The organism is Microbacterium hydrocarbonoxydans (assembly GCF_900105205.1).
GTDB classification, from domain to species: domain Bacteria; phylum Actinomycetota; class Actinomycetes; order Actinomycetales; family Microbacteriaceae; genus Microbacterium; species Microbacterium hydrocarbonoxydans.
Genome location: NZ_FNSQ01000005.1, coordinates 293,691 through 308,689, shown reverse-complemented (window position 1 = coordinate 308,689; position 14,999 = coordinate 293,691). Strand labels below are relative to the sequence as shown.

Here is a 14,999-nt window from a genome sequence, read left to right as displayed (position 1 = left end):
CCGACGAGGCGGAATCACGCCGAGCCGTAGCCCGATTCGCCCAGTTCCTCGAGAATGCGATTGAGATCCTGGATGGATGCGAAATCAATGATGACCTGGCCTTTACGCGCACCGAGTGACACCTTGACCCGCGTGTTCAGGCGATCACCGAGGTTGCCCGCCACCTCGTCGAGATATGCCCGACGTGCACCCGGCGTCGGCTTCGCGGTGCGTCCCGGAGCGGCGGGCTCGGTCTTGGCCGCGACCTCGGTCGCGCGGACCGACAGGTCTTCGTTCACGACCTTGTCGGCCAGGCGCTGCATGGCCTCGGGGGTGTCCAAGCTCAGGATCGCTCGCGCATGCCCTGCCGTCAGCACTCCGGCCGCGACTCGCTGCTGCACCGGAACCGGCAGTTTGAGCAGGCGGATCGTGTTGCTGATCTGCGGACGCGATCGTCCGATCCGCGTCGCGAGCTCCTCCTGAGTGATGCCGAAGTCCTCGAGCAGCTGCTGGTAGGCGGACGCCTCCTCCAGAGGATTGAGCTCCGAACGGTGCAGGTTCTCGAGGAGAGCGTCACGGAGCAGATCCTCGTCGGCCGTCTCACGAACCACCGCAGGGATCGCGGGCAGACCGGCCTCCCTGGCGGCTCGCGTGCGCCTCTCCCCCATGATGAGCTCGTACTCGCCGTCGCTGTTACGACGCACGACGACCGGCTGCAGGACGCCGAACTCTCGGACGCTGTGCACGAGCTCGGCAAGGTCCTCCGGGTTGAAGTGGGTACGCGGCTGACGCGGGTTCGGGACGATCTTCTGAGGATCGATGTGGATCAGATGGATTCCGGGGATGACCTCGAGCTCCTCGGCCGGGGCCGGCTGATCGCTCGTCTGCTCCGTGGTCGGACGCAGGTTCGCGCCCGGGAAGAACACGTCCACGGGACGCTCGCTCTGATCGGCCGTGGGGATGAGTGCACCGATGCCTCGACCCAGTCCAGTGCGCTTCGCCATCATTTCTCCTTGCTCTGCGTCGCTGTGCGCGACGCGATCTCGACAGCTGCCTCACGATAGGCGACGGCGCCGGCGGATTGCCCATCGTAGGCGATCACGGTCTGGCCGAAACTCGGCGCCTCCGACACCCGCACCGAACGCGGGATGACGGTGTTCAACACCTGTTCCGGGAAGTGCGTGCGGACCTCGTCAGCGACCTGCTGCGCCAAGCGCGTGCGTCCGTCGAACATCGTCAACAGGATCGTCGAGAGATGGAGCCCCGGATTCAGGTGCTTCTGGATCATCTGGATGCTGCCGAGCAGCTGGCTGAGGCCCTCAAGGGCGTAATACTCGCACTGGATCGGGATGAACACCTCGTCGGCCGCAGTGAAGGCGTTGATCGTGAGGAGTCCCAGGGACGGCGGGCAGTCGATGATGACGAAGTCCACCGGATGCTCGGCAAGGTAGTCGTGTACGGCGCGGCGCAACCGGTGCTCCCTCGCCACCTGCGCGACGAGCTCGATCTCGGCACCGGCGAGATGGATCGTGCTGGGGGCGCAGAGGAGGCGCTCGTTCTCGGGGCTCTGCTGCACGATCTCCGCCAGCGGGAACTCCTCGATGAGCACGTCGTAGACGCTGGGGGTGTCCGCGTTGTGGGGAACGCCCAATGCCGTCGATGCATTGCCCTGGGGGTCGAGGTCGATGACGAGGACGGTCGCACCGAGATCGGCCAGAGCGGCAGCGATGTTGACGGCGCTGGTCGTCTTGCCGACGCCGCCTTTCTGGTTGGAGACCGTCAGGACGCGGGTATCACCCGTGAAGTCGATCCGGACCGTGTCCAGCGTGCGGCGTCGAGCGGAGAGGTCGGCAAGTTCCCGCGCGAGCGGCGTATCCATCCCGAATGAATCCTTCGGTGATGCCTTTTCGGGCTGTTTCACGTGAAACATCCACTCCTTTCGGGGCCGAGTTCCACTCTAATCGCTATCGCGGACGTTGCTTACGAGGTCTGGTCGCTCGTCAGGCTCAGCAGCACCCGGTAGCGCAGGTACGCGGTGCGCTCCTTGAGACTCCCGCCACGTACCCCGCTGCGCCAGACCATACAGTCGTATGCCCGTCTCGACGCTCTCCGACTGGGAGAGGTGCTCCCGGTCGTGCGCGCGACGCGGTGAGCGTGACTATTCGTTGCTCGTTGTTCCACGTGAAACGGCCGACGTGGCCAACAGAGCCTCGATGGTTCGCGCGATGTCCGCCGTCGATCGACTGGCATCGAACTCCATCGTCGCCCCACGGCGCAGAAGCGGCTCGACGGACTTCAAGTTCTCCTCGATCTCCGCACGCTGCGCGGTTGTCTTGCCATATGGGTTCGCGGTGCGGTGCATGACCCGCTGAAGGATCACCGGAAGCGGGGCTGAGAGAAGGACGATGTGGTCGAACTGATCGTAGAAATCACCCTGGTTCTCGACGGTTCCGGCAACGATCACCTCGGTGTGGGAACTGAGCGCGGCGGTCATCAGATTGTGATCCCACAAGCCCGCAGCGGTCTTCCAGTTTCCGTAGTCGGTGTCGATCGTGAGGTGCCCGCGCTCGTTCAGTGTCGTAAGCAGCGTGGACTTTCCCACGCCCGACATGCCCGTGATGAGGATTCGAGTCATTCCCCCACCGTAGACGGCCACGACTGGCCGCTCCGACCGCCGATGTGCAGCGCCCAGCCCTGTTCCCTGTGCCTTTGCGGTGGGCGGGGCGAGAGGAACCAGACTCATGCGGCGCCATCGCCGCTGTTTCACGTGAAACCCAACCCTGTGGTGCGGGGTTCGGGCAATCGTCTTCGCCCGGACCCGCATTCACCTTCGCCTGCACAACCGAGGCATCATCGGCCCGCTCCCCCAGACACGATCATCGGAGGAGCAATACGACTATCGCCAGCCAACGACGCACTGACGAATAGTTCGCGACGTGTGCTTGGATCCCAACCGCGGTGCCCTTGTAGGTGGAACGGCAGCTCATCAGCGTGGATCCGACTCTGGGATCCACGGAAGGACCCAGATGCATCGTGTTTCACGTGAAACGGGTCGTTACAGGAATGCACCGCTATGTGGGGGGAGCAAGAGTCGAGGCGGCGGAAGACAGGGCGCAGCAAGGCGGCAGTTTAGAGCTCTCGCCGCGGATCCTCACGGGCAGCGTTGGCAGCGCATCACTGTACCTAACACGTCGCGGCACCCGGGACCGTCGAGCGCACACTGGATGAGACCCCGCTCTGGCTCAACCCGCGGGGCGAAAATGCCAATTGTCGCGATGCCCGGCCCTATTGTCTTGATGGCCAGCACTGAGCAGTCGGCAGCATTCCTCAGTATCCGAGCCCAATGCCACCCGGAACCTAGACCGATTCGGGAGCCAGAGTCGACTCCAGAGCTCGACGCCGCCCGATCCAGACCCAGCTCCGGGCCATACCGAGAATCCCAGCCAGGGCGAAGCCAGAGTCCGGTCAATATCCGGATTCAGAACCTGGGCCAGCCCCGAAGCGAAAGTCCGGGCGACACCCGGAGCCAAGGTCCGGCCCAGGCCCGAGAATGGTCAGGGCGAGAGCGAGAGCGAGAGCGCGAGTCCAACGCACGACAACCGTCCGACGCGCGACTAGGGCCCGAGTCCGACGCAAGAGCAGGGCAAGAGTTTGGGCTCAAGTCGGAGCCGGAGCACTGCTGGGTGTGCCATGTGTTTCACGTGGAACACTCGAACGCGCAGAACGCGCACCGAACAGGAGTTCGACCGTCGCCGCACCATGTTCGGCGCACCTCTGAGTTACGGCACCAGGGGGTCGGGTACCCATGAACTGGTCATCCGTACCGCAGAGCCCGACCGTTTCACGTGAAACATCTGCTTGTCCGCACGGGGCGTCGTCATCCGGGACCCTTCCCTAGCGGCGGCGGTACCTCTGGCATCCCACCCACTCGATACGAACTCGCACCGGTCACCGACGGGTCGCCGTACACGCGGTCCATCTGCGTCTCTTCCCCTGATCTCGCACCGGGTCGCGCATCGTCCGCGTGAGTCGGTGAGCCCTCCGGACCGATGAACGAGTACACCCCTCCCCCGGCGCGGATCGCCGCCCCCAGCGGGCGGCTCGATCTGCAGGATCGGCCGGACGCCAACGCCTGGCTCAGCCTTTCCTGCCACTCCTGGTCTTCAACCTGTCACTAGTCACTCGCAACTCCGCGGGCTCGATCCTCTCCACTCATACTCCGCAAGGGCACACCGGTGCATTGGAACGGTGAGATCGGCGGTCATCAGCCTCCAGCAGCGAGACACTCAGGTGTCCCGGACCTAGGCGATCGACCCTCGAGATTCCCGTAGCTTCATAAAGCTCTCCCTCCACAGCTCGCGATACCGAACGCCTCGTTCTCTTCACACGTCTGGCATCCATAAGCTGAGGGCCGCCAGAGACGCGCATCCCAGGGCAGCGTTTCACGTGAAACGCCTGCTCAGCGCAGACAGTAGCGCACATACTCTGTACACGCGTCCGCACGTTCGCATCGCAATCCCGGGTGCGATCCTTGGACAGAACGTCGACCCATGCATCCAGCTCAACTACCGGCTCTCGTCACGACCGTCTGAGGCCGTTGGCTCCACGCCCACTGAGGACGACCGCCAGGTAGAAGGCGGAGGGATCTAGCGGACGACAGCCCGGACGACGCGAGTGATCTCGGGCAGCACGCCCTCACCGAGAACCTCGACCCGCACGTCCGAGAGGCGGAACTTCTTGATCTGCTTCTGAGCGGCGTCGATCTCGTTCGCCGCATTCATCCCTTTCAAGAGGGTGAGCTCTCCACCGTCCCGAACCAGCGGCGCTGTCAGCGGAATCAGCGTCTTGAGTGCACTGACCGCCCGGGCGGTGACGACATCGAAACGTGAGGACGCAGGAACGTCCTCCGCTCGCGACCGCAGTACCTCTACGTTGTCCAGGCCCAGTGCATCGACCTGCTCCGTCAGCCAGGTCGTGCGGCGCTCCATCGGCTCGATGAGAGTCCAACGGACGTCAGGGCGGGCGATCGCAAGGACGATACCCGGCAGACCCGCCCCCGAGCCGATGTCTGCCACCGACCCATGGAACAGCGGCGCTGCGATCGCGCTGTTGAGCACGTGACGGGTCCACAGACGGGGCAGCTCCAGGGGCCCGATCAGCCCCCGCTCCTCGCCGTGCTCCGCGAGCGCGGCCGTGAACTGGCGGGCCAGTTCCACGCGATCCCCGAAGAGATCGACAGCCGCAGAGGGCTCGGCTTCAAGCTCGCTCACGACGCATCCTTCGAGCGATGTTCCACGTGAAACGTCACCGGCGACGGAGAACCGTGTGGCGGTCGGCACCCTCGCCGTATGACTCTGAGACGAGCCCCTGATCGGCGGCGATGTCGTGGACGAGCTTCCGCTCATAGCTCGACATGGCGGGCAGTGAAGCCTGCGAAGCTCCTTCATCGAGCTTGGCCGCTGCCGCGTTCACCAGGGTCTCGAGCTCGCGACGACGCGCATCGCGCGATCCACCGACATCCAGGATGAGCCGCGAGAACGAGCCGGTCTTGCTCTGCACCGCGAGGCGCGTCAGCTCCTGCAGCGCCTGCACCGTGTCAGGCGCGGAGAGCAGCGCGAGCGCGTCACCCTCTGCCTCGACCGACACATAGGCACGCCCCTGGCGCACGTCGAGAGTGAGATCGCCATCGATATCCGCGATGTCGAGCAGTTCCTCGAGGTAGTCCGCGGCGACGTCGCCCTCGTTCTCCAGCTCGGCGACCGTGGGCTCCACGGTCTCGGTCACGTTGTCGGTCACGAACCGCTCCCCTTCTTCTTCGAACGCTTCTTGCCTACGGGCTGCTGACGCTTCGGCGCCTGAGCCTTGGCACGCTCTGCCTCCTCGAGCAGACGCTGCTGCTCGGCTTCGTACGCTGCCATCGGTACGACCTTGCCGGACGAATCGATCGCTTTGCCCTTGCGAGCGAGTCGCTCCTCGCGAGCCTTGGCGGCCTCGGACCCCGGCGTCGGCATCTCGCGGATGACCAGGAACTGCTGACCCATGGTCCACAGGTTCGAGATGAACCAGTACACGACGACGCCGAGCGGGAAGAAGATGCCGGAGAAGATGAAGCCGAGCGGCAGCACGTAGAGCATGATCTTCTGCATCTGGTACGCCTGGCCAGTCTTGGCCTCAGGCGACAGGTTCTTCGAGATGATCTGCAGCTGTGTGAAGAACTGCGAGCCGATCATGAGCACGACGAGAGTGACGAGGATGATGATGGCCGTCGTGTTGCCGGCATCCACCGCATTGCCCAGCGTCTCGTGCAGCGACGCCACACCGAAGAGCTTCGCGTCGTAGAACTGCTCGGTGAGCTCCGCATTGAGGAACCCGACACCACCGGTGTTGGCGTTGTGGTGCTTGGTGACGTCGCTCAGCACACTGAACAGCGAGAAGAAGATCGGCATCTGCACGAGCAGCGGAAGACAGCTCGACATCGGCGTCGTGCCGTGCTTCTTGTACAGCGCCATAGTCTCGCGGCTCATCGCCTCGCGAGAGAGCTGATCCTTCTTACCGCGATACTTCTCCTGGACTTTCCGCAGTTCAGGAGCGATTTCCATCATCTTGCGCTGGCTCTTGATCTGCTTGACGAAGAGCGGGATCAGAGCGGCACGGACGACGATGACGAGACCGACGATCGACAGCACCCAGGTGAGACCGGATGCCGCGGGCAGACCCACCGCGGTGAGCAGCCAGTGCCAGGCGACGAGCACGAGCTCGACGACCCACTTGAGCGGCCAGAGTATGGTTCCGATCAGATCGAAGCCGCCGGCGGCGGGCTCCGGCGACGGGGTGGTGCTGGCGAGCAGAAGGTCAAGACCCACCGATCAATCCTTTCGGGCAGGGACGACGAAACCGTGGGCGGTCAGGTCATAGCGGAAGTGTTCGTGCGGGCGGACATCATCGACGCCGCCGTGGCTCCAGGGATTGCAACGGAGGATGCGCCATGCCGAGAGCAGCGTTCCCCGCACGGCACCGTGCTGTTGCACCGCACCTACAGCGTAAGCCGAACACGAGGGGTAGTAGGCACAGACATCTCCATACATCGGAGAGATCACCTTGCGGTATGCCGTAAGGAATCCGAGGACCAGATTTCGCGGCACCAGCGGGATGCTGCGCAGCATGTCCCTCGTCTGCAGCTCGGCCGAGCCTATCGAGGACGCAGGAAGCGCGGTCATGACCGCGCCTGCGAGAGGCGATCGAGGCACCGGTTCACGTCAGCACTGAGCTCGGCGTAGGTGGCGGTGGCGGATGCAGGAAGGGCACGGATGACGACATCCGTGCCCTCGGGGACTCGCGGAAGCGCCTCCGCACACACGGCTTTGAGTCGCCGGCGAACGGTATTGCGCACCACAGCGGTGCCCACCTGCTTGCTGATGATGAATCCGAACCTCGCGGCTCTGCTCTCACCCGTCGTCAGCATCGAAGTCACGACGCGGGCTCCGCCACAACGTGATCCACGTCGAACGACCAGTCGATAGTCGCTCCCGCGGGTCACACGAAACGGGCGGGCGAGCACAGCGGACTACGCGGAGAGCTCGGTGCGGCCCTTCGCGCGGCGAGCCGACAGGATGGCACGGCCGGCGCGGGTGCGCATGCGAAGACGGAAGCCGTGCTTCTTGGCGCGACGACGGTTGTTGGGCTGGAAGGTGCGCTTGCTCATGGAATCACTCCGGGAATGCTGCCACCGGGATCATTTTGACCGGAGACATAGGGATCTGCCGTTCAGGCATAAGTCAACCGATTAAGGGTACGTCCTGACGGCGCGCAGAGCAAATCTGCGCGCTTCGACATGAGACCAGCTGCACGATCCGCACAGCTATTATCCACAACCCCTCGCCTGCACGTATGCGCAACACGCGCGCGGATTCACGCAGGCAGGTTGCCGTTCCCAGCCGCTGTGACTACCGTGGCATCCGAAGTTATCCACAGGGGGGCCGCCTTTTTCTCGACGACCCTCCGCGTCCCCCAGCACGGAGCGTCATGTCATCACCTGCCCAGCCCGACGTTCCCATCTGGACCACGGTGCAGGAGCTCCTCGAAGCCGACGACCGAGTGACGCCACAGCTGCAGGGATTCCTCAGTCTCGCCGTCCCGGCCGGTGTCATGGCCGCGACCCTCTATCTCGAGGTGCCGAACGACCTCACCGCAGCGCAGATCAACAAGAGGCTGCGACTGCCGATCATGGAGGCCCTCTCCCACATCGGCGAGGAGGTCACCTCTTATCGGGTCGTCGTGAACCACGAGCTCGCCGAGCAGCCGACCGCGCCGATAGCCGTCGCGGACTATGGGCGCCAGGAGCAGATCCGCGTCGAGTCGCCGATGGAGCAGCCGACGCAGCTGAGGCACGAATCACGACTCAACCCGAAGTACACCTTCGACAACTTCGTCATCGGACAGTCCAACCGGTTCGCGCATGCCGCAGCGGTCGCGGTGGCCGAAGCGCCGGCCAAGGCCTACAACCCGCTCTTCATCTACGGCGACTCCGGACTCGGCAAGACCCACCTCCTCCATGCGATCGGCGACTATGCCCAGTCCCTCTATGCAGGGGTGAAGGTGCGGTACGTCTCGAGCGAGGAGTTCACCAACGACTTCATCAACTCCATCGCGAACAACCGCGGCGCCGCGTTCCAGGCGCGTTACCGCGACGTCGACATCCTCCTCATCGACGACATCCAGTTCCTGCAGGGCCGCGCGGAGACGCAGGAGGCCTTCTTCCACACCTTCAACACGCTGCACGATCACAACAAGCAGGTCGTGATCACGAGCGATGTCGCGCCCAAGCACCTCACCGGCTTCGAGGATCGGATGCGGAGCCGCTTCGAGTGGGGCCTGATCACCGACGTCCAGGCGCCCGACCTCGAGACGCGAATCGCCATCCTCCGCAAGAAGGCGCAGAGCGAGGCTCTGCACATCCCCGACGAAGTGCTCGAATACATCGCCACCGTCGTGTCCTCCAACATCCGCGAGCTGGAGGGCGCTCTCATCCGCGTCTCGGCATTCGCGAGCCTGAACCGGTCGGCGCTCGACATCTCTCTCGCGCAGACGGTGCTGCGCGACATCATCGACACGGCCGAGGACAACGTCATCTCGCCGACGGACATCATCACCGCGACGGCGCAGTACTTCAAGCTCACCGTCGACGACCTCTACGGTTCGAGCAGATCCCAGCAGATCGCCACCTCCCGCCAGATCGCCATGTACCTGTGCCGCGAGCGCACCAGCCTGTCGCTGCCGAAGATCGGGCAGCTCTTCGGCAACCGCGATCACACGACGGTGATGTACGCGTACAAGAAGATCAGCGAGCTCATGAAGGAGCGTCGTTCGATCTACAACCAGGTCACGGAGATCACCACGCAGCTCGGCCGCCGCTGATCGTACAGACCGTCGCTCGAAAGGGGTCGTGGTGTCCGTCAGGACGCCACGGCCCCTTCTCGTACGTCGGAGCGGCATATGAAGCTGCGGATCGATGCCAGTTTGCACATGTGGATAACTTGTGGATGGATCGCGTCGACATCGGGACGAATGTGTGGGAAACCGGGCAACCTGTGGATAACTACCTCGACGCCCGAGACCCTCCACACCCTCCACACCCGCGGATTCCTCAGGGATTCCACAAGTGACAAGCATGTAGTTCCCTACTCGCGTCTGCTTTCCACCGAGTTATCCACAGTATCCACAGGTGTTAACACCGTTAAGGAGTTAATTCAATTCAAGGGCGATCCGATCACCAGACGGTGGGGAAAGTCGAACGCGAACCCGGTTGGGCCCAGGCGTAGGGATACGCCCGACTGTGGGGCTAGCATGGGAAGCCCTGCACTGGCAGGACCGATGACGACGCGTCTCAGAACGACGACAAGGGAGCACCCGTGAGGTTTCAGGTCAACCGCGATGTCTTCAGCGAGGCTGTGTCATTCGTCGTCAAGCTCCTCCCGCAGCGCAATCCGCAGCCGATCCTGGCCGGAGTCCTGATCGAGGCAGACGGCTCGGGCCTGACGCTCTCGGCATTCGACTACGAGGCTTCCGCCCGCACGACCATCGAGGCGACGGTCGACACCCCCGGCACGATCCTCGTCCACGGACGACTGCTCTCCGACATCGCCAGCCGACTCCCCAACGCTCCGATCGAGATCGCCGTCGAGGATGACGGCAGCATCACGGTCTCGTGCGGTTCGGCTCGCTTCACGCTCGCAGCCATGCCGGTCGAGGAATATCCGTCGATCCCCGAGGTCTCCGGTTCGTCGGGCGTCGTGCCGGCGGATGACTTCGGCACCGCGATCTCGCAGGTCGGCTTCGCCGCCTCTCGTGACGACGTCACCCCGGTGCTCACCGGTGTGCAGCTCGAGGTCTCCGGCCAGAGCCTGAGCCTCGTCGCGACGGACCGCTACCGCGTCTCACTCCGTGACGTCCCCTGGGACGGCGAGGCCGTCGAGACCAGCGCGCTCGTTCCGGCCCGCACGCTCCTCGAGGTCGGCAAGACCTTCGGCCACGCCGGCACGATCCAGATCGCGTTCTCCGGAGCGGGTGACCGCGAGATCATCGCCTTCACGGCGGGCAACAAGACCGTCACCTCGCTGCTCATCAAGGGGAACTTTCCGCCGGTCCGGCGCCTGTTCCCCGAGCAGACCGAGCACTACGCGGTCGTCAACACCGCCGATCTCGTCGAAGCCGTCCGTCGTGTGTCGCTCGTTCTCGACCGCGCTGCACCGCTTCGGTTCACATTCGCCGCTGACGGCGTCACCATGGACGCGTCCGGCAATGAGCACGCTCGCGCATCGGAGTCGGTCGACGCGATCCTCTCCGGAGGCGACGAGGTCACCCTGGGACTCAACCCCCAGTACCTGATCGAGGCGCTCGGCGCGGTCAAGAGCGAGTTCGTCCGCGTGACGTTCACCTCGAGTGACAACGCGAACAAGCTCAGCCCGGTGCTCATCACCAGCCAGACCTCGGTCGACCAGGCCGGACTCGACTCGTTCAAGTACCTGCTCCAGCCCAACCTGCTGCTGCGCTGATCCTGTCGACCAGCTGTGTCGGCGTCGGCCGGCACCCGAGCGGGTCGGCGACCGGAACCGGTGTCGGACCCCGAAGGTAGGCTGACTGCGTGATCGTGGAACACCTGAGTCTGGTCGACTTCCGCAATTACGCGACCGCTGAACTCGCGCTCCATCGAGGCCCGAACGTGCTGGTGGGCCGTAACGGCCAGGGCAAGACCAATCTGGCCGAAGCGGTCGTCTTCCTGGCGACACTCGGGTCCCATCGGGTGTCGTCCGATGCGCCGATGGTGCGCGAGGGACAGGACTACGCGATCATCCGCGCCCGTCTCTCTCACGGCGAGCGCCGGGTGCTGGTCGAGGTGCAGCTCAACAAACAGGGATCGAACAAGGCGCGGATCAACGGCTCGCCCTCGAAGACCAATGAACTCCCCCGCTACGCGCATGTCGTGCTGTTCGCGCCCGAGGACCTTCAGATCGTCCGCGGCGATCCGTCGGCTCGTCGCCGGTTCGTCGATCAACTGCTGATCCAGCGGACGCCGCGGATGTCATCCGTCCTCGCGGACTACGACAGGGTGCTCAAGCAGCGCAATGCGCTGCTGAAGTCCGCGCGTGCACGCGGCGTGCGGGGCGAAGGACTGAGCACGCTCGACGTGTGGGATGACAAGCTCGTGTCGCTCGGTGCCGAGATCATCACCGCCCGTCAGCGTCTCGCCGCCGACCTGCAGCAGCCGGTGGCCGAGGCCTACGCCGCGATCGCCGGTGAAGATCACCGCCCGCAACTCGACTGGGCACTGTCGGTGCGCGGCGCCGACCCCGAAGAGGGCGTGGATGCCCCCGCCGAGACCTCCGGCGACATCGCGGAGATGTTCCATGCCGCACTGCTCGCGAAGCGCTCGAACGAGCTCGATCGCGGACTGACGCTCACGGGCCCGCACCGCGACGACCTCGTGCTGCGGGTGCGGGGTCTTCCCGTCAAGGGATACGCCTCGCACGGCGAATCGTGGTCGGTGGCCCTGGCACTCCGGCTCGCGTCGGCGGAACTGCTCCGCAGCGAATCCCCCGCCGGCGATCCCGTCCTCATCCTCGACGACGTGTTCGCCGAGCTCGACGCCGATCGTCGGCAACGTCTCGCGACCCTGACCGCGGCGTATGAGCAGGTGGTGGTCACCGCGGCCGTGGAGGAGGATATCCCCGAGGTGCTGCATGCGCATGTGGTGCGCATCTCGGCGGGAACGATCAGCGATGAGAGAGAGGTGTCGGATGACTGACATCGCCGCCGTTCCGGCATCCGAGACCCCTGAGACCGTCGCCACCTACCTGCGGCTGCGCGGATTGCAGCCGAGCTCGAAGACGTGGAAGCGCAAGCGCCGCATCACGACCGACGACGACAATGCCCCGTTCACTCCCGGCCGCGACCCCGGAGCGCTCGGAGCAGTGCTCGACAAGCTCAGTCGGGACTCCGGGTGGCAGAAGACCCTCGCCAGGGAGGATCTGGTCCGGCAGTGGGGCGACCTGGCGGGAGCGGACACAGCGAAGCACTCCGAGCCGGTGTCTCTCGAGCGCGGAGTCCTCACGGTGAAGTGCGATTCGACGGCGTGGGCGAAGAACCTGCAGTACATGCGAGCGACCATCCTCACCGAGATCGGTCGGCGGTATCCGGATGCCGGTGTCGAGAACCTCCGCTTCATCGGACCGGACGTACCCTCGTGGAAATGGGGTCCCAGAGTCGTTCCAGGGCGGGGTCCGCGCGATACCTATGGGTAGGACACCACGCATGGGGTCCGACACGCTCAGAGGGCCACACGTGGCCGCACAGCCGCATATCGTCTCGAAAGACCGCTAGACTGGGAGTTCGTGATATCGATGTGGAGAATGCCCTCTGATGACGCCTGAATCCCCTGCTGACGAGACGGAATCGACCGACGAGGGCACCCCCTCCTCCACCCAGGACAAGCTCTCCCCAAGGTGAAGCAGCCGGGTGAGTACGGCGCCGACTCGATCCAGATCCTCGAGGGTCTCGAGGCGGTCCGCAAGCGGCCGGGTATGTACATCGGCTCCACCGGTCCGCGCGGTCTGCACCACCTCGTCTACGAGATCGTCGACAACTCCGTCGATGAGGCTCTGGCCGGATACGCCGACACCATCTTCGTGACGCTGCTCGAAGACGGCGGCGTCCGCGTGATCGACAACGGTCGAGGCATCCCCGTCGACCCGCACTCCTCCGACCCCACGAAGTCGACCGTCGAGGTCGTCCTGACCATCCTGCACGCCGGCGGCAAGTTCGGCGGTGGCGCCTACGCCGTCTCGGGCGGTCTGCACGGAGTCGGATCGTCGGTCGTGAACGCCCTCTCCACGCGGTTCGACGTCGAGGTCAAGCAGAAGGGCTTCACCTGGCGGCACAGCTTCGCGAACGGCGGCGCTCCGCAGCAGCAGCTCGAGAAGGGCGAGCCGACCGACGAGACCGGAACGAGCATCACGTTCTGGCCGGACGCCGAGATCTTCACCGAGACGATCGACTTCGACTACGACACCCTGCGCACGCGGTTCCAGCAGATGGCCTTCCTCAACAAGGGCCTGCGCATCGAGCTCTCCGACGAGCGTCCCGGATCCGCCTACGAGGTCGAGGTCGAGGGTCAGGCCACCGTCACGCAGCCGAACGACGTCTTCTTCTACGAGCGCGGGCTGGTCGACTACGTCGAGTACCTCAACAAGGTGCGTCACGCCGAGGTCGTCAACGACGAGATCATCGCCTTCGAGTCCGAGGACACCGCGCGCAAGATCTCGCTCGAGGTCGCGATGCAGTGGACGACGTCGTACACCGAGAACGTCTTCACCTACGCGAACACCATCAACACCCATGAGGGCGGCACCCACGAAGAGGGCTTCCGCGCGGCACTCACGACCCTGGTCAACAAGTACGCGCGCGCCAACAACCTCCTCAAGGAGAAGGACGACAACCTGTCGGGCGACGACGTGCGCGAGGGACTCACGGCCGTCATCTCCATCAAGCTCGGCGAGCCCCAGTTCGAGGGTCAGACGAAGACCAAGCTCGGCAATACCGAGGCCAAGGCCTTCGTGCAGAAGGTCGTCGGCGATCAGCTCGGCGACTGGTTCGACCGCAACCCGAACCAGGCGAAGAACATCATCCGCAAGGCGATCGACGCAGCGACCGCGCGGATGGCCGCACGCAAGGCGCGCGAGACCGCGCGCCGCAAGAGCGTCTTCGAGTCGGCCGCGATGCCGGACAAGCTGAAGGACTGCACGAGCAAGGACCCCTCGATCAGCGAGATCTTCCTCGTCGAGGGTGACTCGGCCGGTGGTTCGGCGGTGCAGGGTCGCGACCCGCACACTCAGGCGATCCTCGCGCTGCGCGGCAAGATCCTCAACGTCGAGCGCGCGCGTCTCGACAAGGCCCTCGGCAACAAAGAGGTCCAGGCGATGATCCAGGCCTTCGGCACGGGCATCGGCGAGGAGTTCGACATCGAGAAGGCGCGGTACCACAAGATCGTGCTGATGGCGGATGCCGACGTCGACGGCCAGCACATCACGACGCTGCTCCTGACGCTGCTGTTCCGCTACATGCGCGGACTCATCGAGGCCGGATTCGTCTACCTCGCGATGCCGCCGCTGTACCGACTCAAGTGGACGAACCAGCCGCACGAGTACGTGTTCAGCGACGCCGAGCGCGACGCCCTGCTCAAGCACGGGCTCGACAACGGCAAGCGCATCCCGAAGGATGCCGGCATCCAGCGCTACAAGGGTCTCGGCGAGATGAACGCCAAGGAGCTGTGGGAGACGACGATGGATCACACGACGCGGACACTGCGTCAGGTGACCATCGAGGATGCCGCGGCGGCCGACGAGATCTTCAGCGTGCTGATGGGTGAGGACGTCGAGTCGCGACGCAGCTTCATCCAGCGCAACGCCAAGGACGTCCGCTTCCTCGACATCTGACGCGTCAACGCGCCTGCATTCGTTCGCATAACG

14 protein-coding genes are annotated in these 14,999 nt (G+C 64.7%); 5 read left to right on the top strand and 9 right to left on the bottom strand.

Annotated elements, in window-relative coordinates:
* Window positions 1-14: 14 nt before the first annotated feature.
* The 9 genes from BLW44_RS01760 to rpmH form a co-directional block, all read right to left on the bottom strand.
* The gene (locus tag BLW44_RS01760; RefSeq protein WP_082724484.1) at window positions 15-983 is read right to left on the bottom strand and encodes a ParB/RepB/Spo0J family partition protein; all 969 of its coding nucleotides are present in this window, start codon (window positions 981-983) and stop codon (window positions 15-17) included.
* On the bottom strand, window positions 983-1,858 hold the full coding sequence (locus BLW44_RS01755) for a ParA family protein (protein ID WP_245647363.1): 876 nt from the start codon (window positions 1,856-1,858) through the stop codon (window positions 983-985). Before BLW44_RS01755 ends, BLW44_RS01760 begins: the two co-directional genes overlap by 1 nt.
* Window positions 1,859-2,137: 279 nt before the next feature.
* On the bottom strand, window positions 2,138-2,614 hold the full coding sequence (locus tag BLW44_RS01750) for an AAA family ATPase (RefSeq protein ID WP_060926213.1): 477 nt from the start codon (window positions 2,612-2,614) through the stop codon (window positions 2,138-2,140).
* A gap of 2,011 nt (window positions 2,615-4,625) precedes the next feature.
* Complete coding sequence (gene rsmG / locus BLW44_RS01745) at window positions 4,626-5,249, bottom strand: 16S rRNA (guanine(527)-N(7))-methyltransferase RsmG (RefSeq protein WP_060926214.1); 624 nt, start codon at window positions 5,247-5,249, stop codon at window positions 4,626-4,628.
* Between the two features lie 34 nt (window positions 5,250-5,283).
* The gene (locus BLW44_RS01740; protein ID WP_060926215.1) at window positions 5,284-5,775 is read right to left on the bottom strand and encodes a Jag family protein; all 492 of its coding nucleotides are present in this window, start codon (window positions 5,773-5,775) and stop codon (window positions 5,284-5,286) included.
* Entirely contained in the window at window positions 5,772-6,842 is a 1,071-nt protein-coding gene (gene yidC / locus BLW44_RS01735; protein ID WP_060926216.1) for a membrane protein insertase YidC, read from the bottom strand. The genes BLW44_RS01740 and yidC overlap by 4 nt, the downstream gene beginning before the upstream one ends.
* A gap of 3 nt (window positions 6,843-6,845) precedes the next feature.
* Window positions 6,846-7,196, bottom strand: a complete 351-nt coding sequence (gene yidD, locus BLW44_RS01730) for a membrane protein insertion efficiency factor YidD (RefSeq protein WP_074731530.1) — start codon at window positions 7,194-7,196, stop codon at window positions 6,846-6,848.
* Window positions 7,193-7,537 (bottom strand): ribonuclease P protein component, encoded by a 345-nt coding sequence (rnpA, locus tag BLW44_RS01725; protein ID WP_074731528.1) that lies wholly within the window; start codon window positions 7,535-7,537, stop codon window positions 7,193-7,195. Before rnpA ends, yidD begins: the two co-directional genes overlap by 4 nt.
* A gap of 6 nt (window positions 7,538-7,543) precedes the next feature.
* A complete protein-coding gene (gene rpmH / locus BLW44_RS01720) occupies window positions 7,544-7,681 on the bottom strand; it encodes a 50S ribosomal protein L34 (RefSeq protein ID WP_022889115.1) in 138 nt (45 codons plus the stop codon).
* A gap of 185 nt (window positions 7,682-7,866) precedes the next feature.
* Here rpmH and dnaA point away from each other — a divergent pair, with 185 nt between their 5' ends.
* The 5 genes from dnaA (at window position 7,867) to gyrB (ending at window position 14,966) form a co-directional block, all read left to right on the top strand.
* On the top strand, window positions 7,867-9,393 hold the full coding sequence (dnaA, locus tag BLW44_RS01715; RefSeq protein WP_420811368.1) for a chromosomal replication initiator protein DnaA: 1,527 nt from the start codon (window positions 7,867-7,869) through the stop codon (window positions 9,391-9,393).
* Between the two features lie 494 nt (window positions 9,394-9,887).
* Window positions 9,888-11,030 carry a DNA polymerase III subunit beta gene (gene dnaN, locus BLW44_RS01710; protein ID WP_060926219.1) on the top strand — a complete coding sequence of 381 codons (1,143 nt, stop codon included), beginning with the start codon at window positions 9,888-9,890 and terminating at the stop codon, window positions 11,028-11,030.
* An 89-nt stretch (window positions 11,031-11,119) separates the two neighbouring features.
* Window positions 11,120-12,280, top strand: a complete 1,161-nt coding sequence (gene recF / locus BLW44_RS01705; protein ID WP_060926220.1) for a DNA replication/repair protein RecF — start codon at window positions 11,120-11,122, stop codon at window positions 12,278-12,280.
* Window positions 12,273-12,776 (top strand): DciA family protein, encoded by a 504-nt coding sequence (locus BLW44_RS01700; RefSeq protein ID WP_060926221.1) that lies wholly within the window; start codon window positions 12,273-12,275, stop codon window positions 12,774-12,776. The genes recF and BLW44_RS01700 overlap by 8 nt, the downstream gene beginning before the upstream one ends.
* 201 nt (window positions 12,777-12,977) lie before the next feature.
* A complete protein-coding gene (gene gyrB / locus BLW44_RS01695) occupies window positions 12,978-14,966 on the top strand; it encodes a DNA topoisomerase (ATP-hydrolyzing) subunit B (protein ID WP_060926269.1) in 1,989 nt (662 codons plus the stop codon).
* The last annotated feature ends 33 nt before the right edge of the window (window positions 14,967-14,999 follow it).